At 63.9% G+C, this 14,955-nt stretch carries 11 protein-coding genes and 1 pseudogene; 4 read left to right on the top strand and 8 right to left on the bottom strand.

Annotated elements, in window-relative coordinates:
- Positions 1-46: 46 nt before the first annotated feature.
- From ACVWYQ_RS20995 to ACVWYQ_RS20980, 4 genes are all read right to left on the bottom strand, one after another.
- Positions 47-1,264 carry a substrate-binding protein gene (locus ACVWYQ_RS20995; RefSeq protein WP_456726325.1) on the bottom strand — a complete coding sequence of 406 codons (1,218 nt, stop codon included), beginning with the start codon at positions 1,262-1,264 and terminating at the stop codon, positions 47-49.
- Between the two features lie 4 nt (positions 1,265-1,268).
- The gene (locus tag ACVWYQ_RS20990) at positions 1,269-2,126 is read right to left on the bottom strand and encodes a branched-chain amino acid ABC transporter permease (RefSeq protein WP_456726324.1); all 858 of its coding nucleotides are present in this window, start codon (positions 2,124-2,126) and stop codon (positions 1,269-1,271) included.
- Between the two features lie 36 nt (positions 2,127-2,162).
- Positions 2,163-3,677 carry an amidase gene (locus ACVWYQ_RS20985; protein WP_271539721.1) on the bottom strand — a complete coding sequence of 505 codons (1,515 nt, stop codon included), beginning with the start codon at positions 3,675-3,677 and terminating at the stop codon, positions 2,163-2,165.
- A gap of 162 nt (positions 3,678-3,839) precedes the next feature.
- Positions 3,840-5,024 (bottom strand): substrate-binding domain-containing protein, encoded by a 1,185-nt coding sequence (locus ACVWYQ_RS20980; RefSeq protein ID WP_404544536.1) that lies wholly within the window; start codon positions 5,022-5,024, stop codon positions 3,840-3,842.
- 179 nt (positions 5,025-5,203) lie between these two features.
- On the opposite strand from ACVWYQ_RS20980, the gene ACVWYQ_RS20975 reads away from it, so the two are divergent.
- Positions 5,204-5,647, top strand: a complete 444-nt coding sequence (locus ACVWYQ_RS20975; protein WP_128265510.1) for a MarR family winged helix-turn-helix transcriptional regulator — start codon at positions 5,204-5,206, stop codon at positions 5,645-5,647.
- An 86-nt stretch (positions 5,648-5,733) separates the two neighbouring features.
- Here the strand turns inward: ACVWYQ_RS20975 and ACVWYQ_RS20970 are convergent, their stop codons facing one another.
- Positions 5,734-6,138, bottom strand: a complete 405-nt coding sequence (locus ACVWYQ_RS20970) for a DUF6006 family protein (protein WP_404654250.1) — start codon at positions 6,136-6,138, stop codon at positions 5,734-5,736.
- 476 nt (positions 6,139-6,614) lie between these two features.
- Positions 6,615-9,456: pseudogene (gene secA, locus ACVWYQ_RS20965) on the bottom strand (preprotein translocase subunit SecA).
- A 352-nt stretch (positions 9,457-9,808) separates the two neighbouring features.
- On the opposite strand from secA, the gene ACVWYQ_RS20960 reads away from it, so the two are divergent.
- A complete protein-coding gene (locus tag ACVWYQ_RS20960; RefSeq protein WP_036042584.1) occupies positions 9,809-10,723 on the top strand; it encodes a peptidylprolyl isomerase in 915 nt (304 codons plus the stop codon).
- A gap of 99 nt (positions 10,724-10,822) precedes the next feature.
- Positions 10,823-12,064, top strand: coding sequence for a bifunctional glutamate N-acetyltransferase/amino-acid acetyltransferase ArgJ (gene argJ, locus ACVWYQ_RS20955; protein ID WP_404546376.1), 1,242 nt, complete (start codon positions 10,823-10,825; stop codon positions 12,062-12,064).
- Between the two features lie 44 nt (positions 12,065-12,108).
- Here the strand turns inward: argJ and ACVWYQ_RS20950 are convergent, their stop codons facing one another.
- Positions 12,109-13,434, bottom strand: a complete 1,326-nt coding sequence (locus ACVWYQ_RS20950) for a TadE/TadG family type IV pilus assembly protein (protein ID WP_404544533.1) — start codon at positions 13,432-13,434, stop codon at positions 12,109-12,111.
- Between the two features lie 137 nt (positions 13,435-13,571).
- Here ACVWYQ_RS20950 and ACVWYQ_RS20945 point away from each other — a divergent pair, with 137 nt between their 5' ends.
- Positions 13,572-13,982 (top strand): (deoxy)nucleoside triphosphate pyrophosphohydrolase, encoded by a 411-nt coding sequence (locus ACVWYQ_RS20945; protein WP_404544531.1) that lies wholly within the window; start codon positions 13,572-13,574, stop codon positions 13,980-13,982.
- A 65-nt stretch (positions 13,983-14,047) separates the two neighbouring features.
- On the opposite strand, the gene ACVWYQ_RS20940 is transcribed toward ACVWYQ_RS20945, so the two are convergent.
- Positions 14,048-14,896, bottom strand: a complete 849-nt coding sequence (locus ACVWYQ_RS20940) for a methyltransferase domain-containing protein (protein WP_157285763.1) — start codon at positions 14,894-14,896, stop codon at positions 14,048-14,050.
- Positions 14,897-14,955: the final 59 nt, after the last annotated feature.

Here is a 14,955-nt window from a genome sequence, read left to right as displayed (position 1 = left end):
GCATCTTGCGATGCGATCCGACCTCTCCCTCCGGGAGAGGTGAAAATCAGCATTCCTTGGGATCGACGAGACCGTTGCTGCGCCCGACGATCTCATAATTCCCGGCCTTGGCGACGGCGGTGTACATCTTCATCTTGCAGTGCCGCTTGCCCGGCACCATCTCGGCGGGTCCGCCCGGACCTTCGGCGATCTTGGCATGGTCGAGCGCGGCGGCCACGGACTCGCGGTCGATCTTGCCGGCTTCCTTGACCGCGGCCTCCCACAGCTTGAGGCCGCGATAGGTGCCGGTGGCAGCGCTGCCGGCGGCGAACAGGAAGTTGCCGGGGAAATCCTTCTCGTAGGCCGCCTGGATCTTGGCGTCGAACGGGTTCTCCTTGGTCAGCACCTTGAAATAGTCGAGGCAGCTCGCGAGCCCTTCAATCTCTGCGGCCTGGTTGATGTTGAGCGTGTTCTCGTCGTAGTAGACGCAGGCCAGCCGCCCGCCGTTCTTGAGGAAGCCCGCTTCATAGAGCTGCTTGAAGAACGGGCCGACGCCGGGCGGAATGACGGTGTTGAAGACGACATCGACCTTGTTGGAGATGATGCGGTTGACGGTTGCGGAGAAGTCGACCTGGTCGAGCGGGTAATATTCCTCGAACACGACCTCGCCGCCATTGGATTCGATCACCTTGCGGGCGTAGACGTTCAGCGTGTGCGGCCAGACATAGTTGGCGCTCGGCAGCGCGAACTTCTTGCCGCCGTTCTTGATCAGCCAGGGGATGAACTCGTCGCATTGCTGCGCCGGCGTCGGGCCGGTGCAGAACAGGTACGGCGTGCACTCCTTGCCCTCGTAGAGCTGCGGATAGATGTAGAGGGTCTTGCCGCGCGCCACGATCGGATCCTTGATCGCGTTGCGCATCGATGAGGTGATGCCGCCGAGCACCATGTCGACCTTGTCGCGCTGGATCAACTTGCGGACGTTGCCGACGGCGACGGATTCGTTCGAGGCGGTGTCCTCGATATAGAGCTCGAGCGGACGGCCGAGCAGGCCGCCGGCTCCGTTGATCTCCTTGATCACCATTTTCGCAACGTTGGCATCGGCGTTGCCGGCATAGGCGATCGGGCCGGTGAGATCGGTGGCGATGCCGACCTTGATCGGCGCCTCGGCCGCATTGGCCCAGGGCGCCGGGATCACCCAGCTGCCGACGCCGGTTGCGACCGCGCCGGATGCAAAGGCGAAATTGGACAGGAAGCGACGTCGTGTGAGCTGAGTACGATCGAACATGTGATTAAACCCCTTTTCCAGCGAAGAGACCTTGCGGACGGAATTTGATGAAGACGATGGCCAGCACGAAGACGAGGACGTCGGCGACGACGGGTGCCATTACCCAGGGCAGCGCCGCGCTCAGCGTGCCGATGACGCCGGCGCCCGCGACCGGGCCGATGAAGGAGCCGACCCCGCCGACCATGACCGCGACAAAACCCTGGATCAGGAAGCGCAGGCCGAGATCGGCAAACAGGCTGAACACCGGCACGATCAGCGCGCCAGCAAGGCCCGCGAGCGCCGCACCGAAGGCGAACGTCGCGCCGTAGATCAGCGGCGTCGAAATGCCCGACGCACGCGCCAGCGACGGGTTCTCCAGCGTCGCCCGCACGCGCAGGCCGAAGCTGGTCCGCGACAGCAAGAGATAGCAGAGGCCCATCACCAGCAGCGTGATGACGATGATGGTGAAGCGCCAGGCCGAGATATGCATGGCGCCGATGTCGATCGAGCCGCCGATCGGCTCCGGCACGGTGAGGTAGAAGCCGCCGATCAGCCCGCGAACGGCCTCGCGGATGATCAGGCCGAGCGCATAGGTGCCGAGCATGGCAACGATCGGCGCGGCGTAGAATCGCCGGATGATCAGCGCCTCCAGCACGAAGCCGAGCGCACCGACCACGAAGGGCGCTGCAACCATGCCCGCCCAGATCGGCAGGCCCTTGGCATAAGCGAGATAGGTGATGTAGGCGCCGAGCAGGACGAACTCGCCCTGCGCGAAGTTGAAGATGCCCATCATGCTGGCGATGATCCCGAGCCCCAGCACGATCAGGACGATGATCGCGCCGAAGCTCAGGATCTCGAACGCCGCGACGAACGCGTTAGCCATGCGTTGCGTTTCCGCCGAGTTGAAGCGAAGGTTTCCTCACATCTTCTTCCAGTCGCCGATCTGCTCGAAGGCATGGGCGGCGCGGTAGATGGTGGATTCCTCAAACATGCGGCCGACCAGCATCAGCCCGACCGGCAGGCCGTCGACCATGCCGCAGGGCAGCGACATCGCGGGATGGTGCGTGATGTCGAACGGCGCGGTGTTGGAGATCATCTCGAGCGCGCGAGCGACGTAGTCCTCGCGGCTGGCATTGGGCTCCGGCAGCTTGGTCGCCTTCATCGGCGTCGTCGGCAGCAGGAGCAGGTCGTAGTCCTTGAAGGCCTTGTCGTAGGCCGCGGTCAGCCGGCGCGAGATGTTGAGCGCCTTCCCGTAGAAGCGCGGGCCGAAATTGTTGTTGATGTAGGTGCCGAGCATCATGAACAGTTTGGTGGTCTCGGACAGCGAGTCGGCCTGCCTGCGCCAGCCGCGGTGGAAATCCATCAGGGAAGTCGAATAGAGATCGCCGCGGGACAGGCCGTAGCCGTCGCCGAACATCATGGTCTGGGTCAGGCCTTCGGTGCCGATCGGCGTCCAGATCGCCCCGCCCATGAGGTGCATCGGGATCGAGACGGTCTCGACGCTGGCGCCGAGATCCTTGAAGCGCTTGGCGGCCTCGCGCACGCTTTCATTCACCGCGGACTCGGCGGTCGGCTGCTCGAAGCCCTCCTTGAGAATGCCGATCTTCATGCCTTTGACGCCCTGGCCGAGCGCCTTGGTGTATTCCTCCACTTTCGGGGCCTTGATCCTGGGATCGTAGCCGTCGTCCCCGGCGAGCACCTCGAGCAGCAGCGCATTGTCTTCAACCGTTGCCGTCATCGGGCCGGTGTGGTCGACGTAGATCTCGATCGGCATGATGCCGGTGTAGGGGACGAGGCCCCAGGTCGGCTTCATGCCGTAGATGCCGCAGAACGACGACGGCATGCGGATCGAGCCGCCCTGGTCGCCGCCAATGGCCATGTCGACCTCGCCGAGCGCGACCACGACGCCCGATCCCGACGACGAGCCGCCGGCCGAGTAGCCCATCTTGTGCGGATTATGCACCGGCCCGTAAGAGCCGGTGTGGCTGCCGCCGGACAGGCAGAAATGCTCGCAATGCACCTTGCCCTTGATCTCGGCGCCGGCATCCAGCATGCGCGTGACGATGGTGGCGTCGAAATCGGGCACATAGCCTTCCAACGTCGACGAGCCGTTGGTCATGGGCACGCCGGCCAGCATGATGTTGTCCTTCAGCGCGACGGTCTTGCCCTTGAGCTTGCCGCTGGCGGCGCCCTTCACGGTCGACTTGCGATACCAGGCATTGCGCGGGTTCTCCTCCGCCGAGGGCCGGTAGCCCGGCGTGCGCGGATATTTCACTTCGGGCAATTCGTCCGGCATCGCGGCAACGAGATTGTAGGCTTCGATCGAGCCCTGCATGAGACTGCGGAACGAGGCGACGTCGTCATCGGTGAGCGAAAGGCCGCATTGCTCGGCGATACTGCGAAGTTGGGCTGGCGTGGGAAGGGCAACTGTCACGGCGCTCTCCTTGAAGGCTTCTTGATCCCTGGCACTGTTGAAAGCCTCTCGCTCGCGCCTTTCCGGGCGCGGGCCAGCCGGCTTCACGGTGTTACTAGAGACGGAAATATTTTCCTTTTCAAGTATTATTTCGCAAGGCGGTTGCGGCGTATCGGAGCCGTCTCAGAGCGTCTTGATAATCTTGAAGTCGAGGCCGTCGGCTTCAGCGAGGTACATCGGCATCTCGGCGCGGCCGTCGCGAAGCGTCACGGGACCGCGGCCCGCCGAGTAGACGGTGTTGCGCGCGGCCTTCAGCAGCGGACGAAAGGCCAATGATCCGGCGCGGTTGGCGACGGATTCCAGGAAGCGCAGCCCCTCATAGTTCGACTGACCGACGGAACCGACCGGCGGCGCGTTGGCACCGAACATGGAGTAATAGGCACTGAGGAACTCGTCATTGGCGCGCGAGACCAGACCGTTGAAATAGCCGGAGGCGCAGAACAGATTCTCGGTGTTGTCGGCGCCGATGCCGAGCAGCACGGTCTCGTCCATCGCACCTGCAAGCCGCAGCGTGGACGTGGCGAGGCCCGCTTCGGCGAAGGCGCGGTTGAAAGTGATGCTATCGGTGCCGATCAGCGAGATCAGCACCACATCGGGCCGGGCGGCGCGGATGCGGGCCAGATGCGGTTCGTGATTGTCCTCGCCTACGGGTACGAACTCCTCGCCGACGACCTGGCCGCCGGCTTCCTTGATGTAGCGCTTGACCGCGCGATGCGACTGCCAGGGCCAGACGTAATCGCTGCCGATCAGGTACCAGCGCGCCGCCTTCTTGACCTCCGCCAGCCAGTGAATCGACGGCCGGCTCTGCCAGCGCGGCGTCTCGCCGATCGCCATCACGCCCGGCGTGCGCTCGCCGCCTTCATAGACAGGCGTATAGATGTAGGGAATGCGGTTGCCGGTGACCTTGCGCAGCGCGACCCGGACCGCGCTGATATGCGAGCCCATGATGAGGTCGACCTCGTCGAAGGCGATCGCCTGCTCGGCGCGGCGGACCACCTCCTCGATCGGTCCGCCGGAATCGTAGATCGACAGTTCGAGCTCGCGGCCCAGAATGCCGCCGCGCTTGTTGATCTCGGCAACAGCCAGCATCGCGCTGTTGGTGGAGGTCGGGCCCCAGATCCCTGGCGAGCCGGTGAAGGTGAGGAAATTCCCGATGCGCAGCTTGCTGCGCGCGCCGCGCCGCCTCATGAAATGCGCATCGACCGGAGACAGGTCGAAATCCGCCGCCGATGACGACAAATTCCTGAACAGCAGGGACGGCGGCAACGCCGAGCCGCCGTGAGCCGGGAAGTTCACCGTCGCGCGCACGCCAACTCCTGTCTGAGACCAGACCTGAAAGCACATTGAGCAGGCGGCCGCGGCTTCCGCCCTTTTGTTGGGCAATGATCCTATTTTGAAAATATTGAATATTCAAGAATTGAAGTGCATATAGATGCAGCATCGATTGCAAGACATTCACTCATTTGGGTCAAGGCGAAGTCTCAGCCGTGGCAAAACCGCCGAAACAAAATTCCCCGATCACCGAACACCTCGCTTACCTGCTGGCGCAAGCCAACCGGGAAATCAACCGGCAGCTCGAACTGAGGTTGAGCAAGGAGGGCGTGCCGGTCGAGCAATGGCGCATCCTGAAAGTGCTGTCGGACGGCAACGGCCATTCGATGGGCGAGCTCGCGGACGCCGTGCTGCTCAACCATCCGACGCTCACGAAGATGATCGACCGCATGGTCTCCGACACGCTGGTCTACCGCGTGCAGGACCCGAACGACCGTCGCAAGGTGCTGATGTTCATCTCCGACCGCGGCAAGGTGCTGTGCAAGAAGCTCAACTCGCTCGCGGTCGACCAGGAGGAGCACATCCTGGAGAGCTACGGCGACAAGTCGACGAGCGAGCTCAAGCGGCTGCTGGAGAGCTTGATCGACAGCTCGAATTAGACCTCGTGAAGTGGAGCGTGGCGCCTTGCGAAGCGCACACACACATCTGCCGTTTCAATGCATGGCCAGAGGAAAGCACTCGCGCATCATCGCCAGCACGAGAGGCGATAGCGTTGGCCATTCCATGTCGTCCAGCCCACGGCCTTGTTGCTGACCGGCTTGGCTAGATACCATCTGTTGCCGTCGGCATGGTTGAAGTACACGCCGCCCTGGGTTCCGGTGCGTGGATTTGTCAACTTCACCCATCGCGAGCCATTATCTGAGAAGCGGCCTGACCAGCGTGCTCCCGAAGTGCTGGTGCAAGTGTTGCCGTTGCAGGTTGTCTGACTGTCATCGACGGCCGCCCATTTCATCCGCGCCGGGCGGCCGTCGATGTTGCACGACCATGTTCCGCCCCACCATCCGCCCACTTGGCTCGCAGGGGCGGAACCGCAGGCGTAAAGACTCAGGGCAAGGACACAAAAGGCGGTTGGCAGCGCGCGTTTGGGCATTGTCTGGCTCCAATTTTCAGGCCGCGTCTCGTGATCCAATCAAACCACGGATTGAGCTCTGTAGCGGTGATCCAGATCACAATGAGCAGTGGTAAAAAATTGGATCGTCTACCCGAGGGCGTTCGCCGAGACACGATGCCGCGCTTTGACCATTGGCTCTCCGGGCGAAGAGTTCTTCAGCGACGCAGCGGCGCGAGCGAGTGGCCGCCGGCCATCTGCAGAAGTAGCAGCACTCCGGAGTGATCACAGGAACAGGCGCTGAGGCGGGTTGCCAGATGGCTGAAGCGTGCTCAGCCGCGCGTGACGGATAAAGGACCGTCTGACAATTGTGCGCCAGCCATCCTCAATGGCGTGCGCCTACCATTCGTGATGCAACGGAAGACCAGCAGGCATCATATGGATCGGAAGCATTCGACGCCCGGCGAACTCGTGGGCAAAGACAACACCGCGAGTTCGCCGGGTTTTGAGATCATCGATCAAGCATACCGCCCGTGGCAATGCTTGTACTTCTTGCCGGAGCCGCACGGACAGTCCTCGTTGCGGCCGACCTTGCCCCAGCTGGTCGGGTTCTTCGGATCGCGCATCGACGCATCCGTGGCCTGGGCGCCCAGGGTGACGCTGGCGAGGGCCATCTCGTCCTCGCCGGTGTTCGGATCGAACTTGTGCGCTTCCATCGGCGGCAGCACCGGGGCTTCCTGCTCCGGCGGAACGATCTCGACGCGCATCAGTTGCGCCGTGACGGCCTCGCGCAGGTGAGCGCTCATCTCCTGGAAGAGATTGAAGGCTTCGGTCTTGTACTCCTGCAGGGGATCGCGCTGGCCGTAGCCGCGCAGACCGATGACCTGGCGCAGATGGTCGAGCATGATCAGGTGCTCGCGCCAGAGATGGTCGAGCGTCTGCAAGAGGATGGTCTTCTCGACGTAACGCATCACGTCGGGACCCCATTGCGCGACCTTGGCCGCCATGTGCTCGTCGGCCTTGGTCTCGATGCGCGTCAGCAGCTCCTCGTCGGCGATGCCCTCTTCCTTGGCCCATTCGTCGACCGGCAGGTCGAGATCGAGCACGCGCTTCAATTCGTCCTTGAGCCCGGCGACGTCCCACTGCTCGGCATAGGCATGCTCGGGCACGTGCTTGGCGACGAGGTCGTCGATGAAGGCGTGGCGCATGTCGGCGACGGTCTCGGCGACGCTCTCGTCCTTCATCAGCTCGACGCGCTGGTCGAAGATCACCTTGCGCTGGTCGTTCTGGACGTTGTCGAACTTGAGCAGGTTCTTGCGGATGTCGAAGTTGCGCGCCTCGACCTTCTGCTGCGCCTTCTCCAGCGCCTTGTTGATCCAGGGATGGATGATGGCCTCGCCCTCTTGCAGGCCGAGACGCTGCAGCATGCTGTCGAGACGGTCCGACCCGAAGATGCGCATCAGGTCGTCTTCCAGCGACAGGAAGAACTTCGAGCGGCCGGGATCGCCCTGACGACCGGAACGGCCGCGCAGCTGGTTGTCGATGCGGCGGGATTCGTGGCGCTCGGAGCCGATGATGTAGAGGCCGCCCGGCTTCTTCACGGTCTTGGCAGGCTTCGAACCCTTCGCCGGCTCGACTTCGACGGTCTCTTCGGCCTTAAGCACGATGTCGCGGAAGTGCTCGATATCGGCCTTGATCTGCTCGATCTTCTTGGCCTTCTCGGCCTCGTCGGTGATAGCAGCAATCTCCTGCTGGATGCGCATCTCCAGGGAGCCGCCGAGCTTGATGTCGGTGCCCCGGCCGGCCCATGTTGGTGGCAATCGTGATCGCGCCGGGCACGCCGGCTTCGGCGACGATGTAAGCTTCCTGCTCGTGGAAGCGCGCGTTCAGCACCGCGAACAGCTTCGCCGGCTTGCCGGCGCGGGCGGCGGCATAGAGCTTGTCGAGCGCGCCCTCCTTGCCGAAATCGATCTGCTTGTAGCCGTTCTTCTTGAGGAATTCGGCGAGCACTTCCGACTTCTCGATCGAGGCGGTACCGACCAGCACCGGCTGCAGGCGCGCATTGGCGCGCTCGATCTCGGCGAGGATGGCCTGATATTTTTCCTTCTGGGTCCGATAGACCTCGTCGTCCTCGTCGAGGCGCGCGATCGACAGATTGGTCGGGATCTCCACGACCTCGAGCTTGTAGATGTCGAACAATTCGTCCGCTTCGGTCGCGGCGGTGCCGGTCATGCCCGCCAGCTTCTCGTACATGCGGAAGTAGTTCTGGAAGGTGATCGAGGCCAGCGTCTGGTTCTCGGGCTGGACCTGGACGTGCTCCTTGGCTTCCAGCGCCTGATGCAGGCCTTCCGAATAGCGGCGGCCCGGCATCATGCGGCCGGTGAACTCGTCGATGATGACGACTTCGCCGTCGCGGACGATGTAGTCCTTGTCGCGCGTGAACAGCGTGTGAGCGCGCAGGGCCTGGTTGATGTGGTGCACGACGGAGACGTTCTCGACGTCGTAGAGCGACTCGCCCTTGAGCTGGCCGGCATCGCGCAGCAGCGTTTCGATCTTCTCCATGCCGCCTTCGGTCAGCGTCACGGTGCGCTGCTTCTCGTCGACCTCGTAGTCGGTCTTGTCGAGCTTGGGCAGGAACCCGTCGATGGTGTTGTAGAAGTCGGAGCGGTCGTCGAGCGGGCCGGAGATGATCAGCGGCGTGCGCGCTTCGTCGATCAGAATGGAGTCGACCTCGTCGACGATGGCGAAGAAGTGCGGCCGCTGGACCATGTCCTCGAGCCGGTACTTCATGTTGTCGCGGAGATAGTCGAAGCCGTATTCGTTGTTGGTGCCGTAGGTGATGTCGCAGGCATAGGCCGCCTTGCGCTCGGCATCGTCGAGGCCGTGCACGATCACGCCGGTGGTCATGCCGAGGAAGCTGTAGATCTGGCCCATCCAGCCGGAGTCGCGGCGGGCGAGGTAGTCGTTGACCGTGACGACGTGGACGCCTTTGCCGGCGAGCGCGTTCAGATACACCGCAAGCGTCGCGACCAGCGTCTTGCCTTCGCCGGTCTTCATCTCGGCGATGTCGCCCTCGTGCAGCACCATGCCGCCGATCAGCTGGACGTCGAAATGGCGCTGGCCGAGCGTGCGCTTGGCGGCCTCGCGCACGGTGGCGAAGGCCGGGACGAGGAGATCGTCCAGCGTCTTGCCGTTCGCGAGCTGCTGCTTGAATTCCGCGGTGCGGGCCTTGAGCGCCTCATCGGAGAGCTTGGCGAGCTCAGGCTCCAGCGCATTGATCGCGTTGACGCGGGACTGATATCCCTTCACCCGCCGGTCGTTGGCGGAGCCGAAAAACTTGCGGGCGAGCGCGCCGATCATGCCTGGTTCCTGTGTTCGCGATTCAACCGCGTTGGGCCTAAGAAGTTGTCGCCCGCCCGCCTATCAACTCACCGTGACGCTTCGCGGCGTCGGAGCCCGGACTGCGGGGGACATCCGCCATATGGGTGGGAATTGGGCAAGTCTGGGTTCAACGGCCAAAAACGCAGCAAAATAAACGCCATCGCCATGGTCGCGACCGCGCAGAGATATGGCCCGGTCGGGGCCTTGTCAACGGCGGGCGCAGTGCGGCTAATTCATCATTTTGACAGACTTTTCGCGTTGCCAAGCCCCCCTGATTGGGCGAGTGTCCGCCCCGCTCGAGCAGCCCCCTGCTTCAACATAAGGATTTTCCATGACCACCTCGTTCCCGGCAACCCAGCGCTTCCGCTCCGCGTCCGCCCTGGCTGGCAGCCTCGCTCTGGCGCTGTCCCTGGCGTTTGCGGGCCCGCTCCGGGCCGCCGATGATCCGGTGCTGGCGAAGGTCAATGGCGCGGAAATCAAGAAGAGCGACGTCACCATGGCCGAGGAGGAACTCGGTCCGAGCCTTGCCCAGATGGACCCGGCGACCAAGGACGAGAACGTCCTGTCGTTCCTCATCGACATGAAGATCGTCAGCAAGGCTGCCGAAGACAGGAAAATCGCCGATAGCGAGGAGTTCAAGAAGCGCCTGGCTTTCGCCCGCAACCGGCTACTGATGGACAGCCTGCTCGCCAACGAGGGCAAGGCCGCCACCACGCCGGACGCCATGAAGAAGGTCTATGAGGAGGCCGCCAAGCAGATCACCGGCGAGCAGGAGGTGCGCGCCCGCCACATTCTGGTCGAGACCGAGGACGAGGCCAAGGCGGTGAAGGCCGAGCTCGAGAAGGGGGCAGATTTCGCCGAGCTCGCCAAGAAGAAGTCTAAGGACCCCGGCTCCGCCGATGGCGGCGACCTCGGCTTCTTCACCAAGGAGCAGATGGTGCCGGAATTCTCGGCCGTGGCCTTCTCGTTGGAGCCCGGCAAGATCTCCGATCCCGTGAAGTCGCAATTCGGCTGGCACATCATCAAGGTCGAGGAAAAGCGCAACCGCAAGGCGCCCGATTTCGAGCAGGTCAAGGCCCAGATCGAGCAGTACGTGACCCGCAAGGCCCAGGCCGAGTATGTCGCCAAGCTGCGCACCGAAGCCAAGGTCGAGCGGCTGGACCAGCCGGCGGCCGATGCGTCGAAGGACGCCAAGTCCGATGCGAAGCCGTCCGACAGCAAGATGGCGCCGCCGGCGAAGAAGTAAGAATTCGCTGTCACTTCGCGGACGCCAAGAGTATCTAACGTCGCAATGGCCGGGGCTCCCCCGGCCATCTGCATGTCCAGACCCTACAAGGCGCCCGCGATGTCCTCCTCCGTCTCTCCACTCGCCCCCAAATCCGTCCCCGATATGCCCGTGATCGCGGGCATCCGTCTGGCGACGGCCGAAGCCGGCATCCGCTACAAGAACCGCACCGACGTGCTGCTCGCGGTGATGGACAAGGGCACTGCCGTGGCCGGCGTCTTCACCAGGTCGAAGTGTCCCTCGGCCCCGGTGGAATGGTGCCGCGCCAAGCTGAAGGGCGGCAAGGCGCGCGCGCTGGTGGTCAATTCCGGCAATGCCAACGCCTTCACCGGCAAGACCGGCCGCGCCTCCACCGCGCTGACGGCGAAGATCGCGGCCAAGGCGGTCGGCTGCAACGAGAGCGAGGTCTTCCTGGCCTCGACCGGGGTGATCGGCGAGCCGCTGGATGCCACCAAGTTCGACGGCGTGCTCGGCCGCCTCGCCGAGATTGCCGAGCCGGGCGACTATCTCGCCGCGGCCAAGGCGATCATGACCACCGACACCTTCCCGAAGGTGGCGACCGCGACCGTCAAGCTCGGCAAGGCCAAGGTCACCATCAACGGCATGGCCAAGGGCGCCGGCATGATCGCGCCCGACATGGCGACAATGCTGTCCTTCATCTTCACCGACGCGCCGATCGCGCCCGCCGCGCTCCAGGCGCTGCTCAAGAGCGGTGTGGAGGATACATTCAACGCCGTGACGATCGACGGCGACACCTCGACCTCGGATACACTGCTGGCCTTCGCCACCGGCGCCGCCGCCGAGCACGGCGCCCCGAAGATCAGCCGCGCCAGCGACCCGCGCCTGAAGGCCTTCGTCAAGGCGTTCAACCAGGTGCTCGCCAATCTCGCCGAGCAGGTCGCCCGCGACGGCGAAGGCGCGCGCAAGCTGGTCGAGATCACCGTGGAGGGCGCCAAGACCAAGGCCTCGGCTCGCAAGATCGCGATGTCGATCGCGAACTCGCCGCTGGTGAAGACCGCGATCGCCGGCGAGGATGCCAATTGGGGCCGCGTGGTGATGGCCGTCGGCAAGGCCGGCGAGCCGGCTGATCGCGACAAGCTGTCGATCTCGTTCAACGGCATCCGCGTCGCCAAGCGCGGGGCGCGCGATCCCGATTATGACGAAGCGCAGGTGTCGGAAGCGATGAAGGCGCCGGAGATTGCGATTCTGGTCTCGCTCGGCCTCGGCAAAGGCCGCGACCGCGTCATGACCTGCGACCTCACCAAGGAATATGTGGCGATCAACGGGGACTACAGGTCGTAGGCCTTCTCCCCTCTCCCCGTTCTTGCGGGGAGAGGTGAGCGCCATCATCCGGAGATCCGCGCGTCCGCGACCGCCTTCTTGAACAGCGCGTTCATGGCGTCCGCGATGCCTTGCGTCGGGCTGACCTCGAAATACAGGCCCGGCGAAGCGCAGCTCTGCATGTTCTGTGCGATCTGGCTGTTCGGCGACGGGCCATAGGGGCCGGCATTGAACGGATCGATCCACTTCATGTACCAGGGGTTGGTCGGCAGCGCGAGATACGTCGTGTACAACACCGCGACCTTGACGCCGCGATCCTTCATCGTCTTGCAAAGCGCGGGGTTGAGCGGCGACTGGCACCGCGTGCTGCCCGAGAGCGGTTTCAGGCATCCGGTGTTGCTCTCGTCGGCCACGCCGTCGGAGACGAAGAACAGGTATTTGAGCGGACTGGCCGACGTGCCGCTTCCGGGGGAGCTGATCTCGCCGTTGATCGCGGGAAAGACCGCGGTGAATGGGGTATCCTGATCGTTGTTCTCGTTCTGGCCGTTCACCGACATCAGGTCGATCTTGCCGGCCGCCGACTTGGCGCTGGAGAGAGAGGCCGACAACGAAAACAGGCTGCGCAGGCCGAGCGAGCTCGCAGAGCCGCCGAAATCATAGATCGCCATTCTGAACTGGTTCGAATAGGTCTGAGTGGCATTGGCCGTATCCATCAAGGACTCGGTGGCGCTCCGAAGCACGTCGATCCGGGTGGTCACGCCGAGCTTCTTGGCCAAATCGTAATAGTTGTTCTTGTCCTTCAGATCGTGGCAGGCGAAGGCGCACTTATCCGACGTGTTGTCGACCATCTTCTTCACGTCGGCCGGGGTCGCACCGACACCCATTGACGGCGAATTGTCCAGCAGCAGATAGAAATCGATGTAGAGCGGCATGCTGGCCGTCGCCTTCGACGTGCCGCTCAACGTCAGCACGGACTTGCCGATCACGCCGAGGAACATGGTGTTCAAAGTTGCGGTGAACGAAACCGTCGCGGTGACGGTCGAGCCGGACTTGACCACGGTCGGCGTGAGGCCGGTCAGCGTGTAGCCGGACTGACTGGCGCGATTGGCATTGAAGATGTTGGTGGCGTCCGTGACGCCGACCGAAATCGAGCCGTCCGCAGTCATGTTGCCGGCGGCCTTGAAAGCGGGCGAGGCCTTGGCGATCGAGCCGACACTGGCGGCATCCGCCGCGGCCTGAAGCTTGGACCGGATCAGCGTCGCGCGCGAATAGTCGATGGCGCAGCCGACCGCACTGATCAGGGGAACGCAGGCGAGCGCGAAAATCACCGCGATATTGCCGCCCCGGTCGTGGACGAACCGGCGGGGAAGAGTCGAAAGCGCAGCGCGCATGGGTAGGCCTGGAGTGGTTTAAAGAGTTCCCACTCTAGGAACTGCGGATTAAATATGACTTATGGTGCCCTTGGAAACGTGGACCGCAACGAGGTTAACAAACCGTTGCAAACGATCTCAGCGAGCGACAGACGCGCATGGCCGATCTCAAACTGACACTGGTGGTGGCCTGCGCGCTCGTCGACGCCGACAAACGCGTCCTGATCGCGCAGCGCCCGGAAGGAAAGGCCTTGGCCGGCCTGTGGGAATTCCCCGGCGGCAAGCTCGAGCCGGGCGAGCGGCCGGAGCAGAGCCTGATCCGGGAGCTTCATGAGGAGCTCGGCATCGAAGTCGCCGAGCCGTGCCTCGCGCCGCTGACCTTCGCCAGCTACGGTTACGACACCTTCCATCTGCTCATGCCGCTCTATATCTGCCGGCGCTGGGAGGGGATGGTCACCGCACGCGAGGGCCAGAACCTCGCCTGGGTCCGCGCCAACAAGCTGCGCGACTATCCGATGCCGCCCGCGGACATCCCGCTGATTCCGCATCTGATCGATTTGTTGATGTGAGGTCGAAGGGTACCGCTCTCTGGCGTCATGCCCGGGACAAGCCCGGCCATGACGGAAGAGAGAGATCACTCCTTCCCCGCCTTCTTCACCGCCTCCGCCAGGCTCGCTTTCGCCGACCCCGGCTTCAGCGGCTGCTGCTGGCTCGCATGCGGGGCCCAGCCGGAGAGCCAGACGATGTCGAACGTCGCACGGATGCGGCCGTCGGCATCGGCAAAACGCTCGGCGTAGATCTCGGCCATCCGCAGCAGCGTCGCGCGCCGGCTCGGTGTGCGGCGCCGCTCGATCAGCACATTTGCCGCTCCCATGCGGCGCAGATCCTGCATCAAGGCGAACGCATTGGCGTAGCGCACCACGACACGGTCGACGTCGGTCACCGGCAACGCAAAGCCCGCCCGCTGCAATAGCGCACCGATGTCCCGAAGGTCAGCGAACGGCGCCACGCGCGGTGACACACCGCCCTCGCATTCGGCTTCCGCCGCGGCAAACGCCTGGCGCAGCTCGGTGAGGCTGTCGCCGCCGATCATGGCAGCAAGCAGCAGCCCGTCCGGCTTGAGCGCCCGGCGGATTTGCGCGAGCACGCCGGGCAGGTCGTTGACGTATTGCAGCGCCAGCGCCGAGACGACGAGGTCGAGGCTCTCCGGCGCGAGCGGCAACTTCTCGGCACCCGCCTCATCGAGCGCGATCCGTTCGATGGACGGTAGCCGAGCGCGTAGCGCCGCGAGCCCCCCGCCGGGCGTCCAGAGATCGGCCGGTGCTTGAAATTCTCGCATCACTGTGGCCAGCCGATCGGACATGTCCTCGGCGACCCGCTCGAGCAGGAATGTGACCGCGCCTTGGGCCTGGGCGCGCTGCTGCCGCCTCTGCAGCAAGGCACGATCAAACAAGGCGGGCGGGATTTGAGCGGTCCGGACCATGCCGCTGGTTACGCCGATCTCCACAGTTCTGGCAATCCGCTGCGTGCAGCGTTACCCTT

The sequence above is a fragment of the Bradyrhizobium sp. USDA 3397 genome (genome assembly GCF_054060965.1).
Note: the sequence above shows the minus strand (reverse complement) of the source record. Positions and strands in the feature narration are given on the sequence as shown.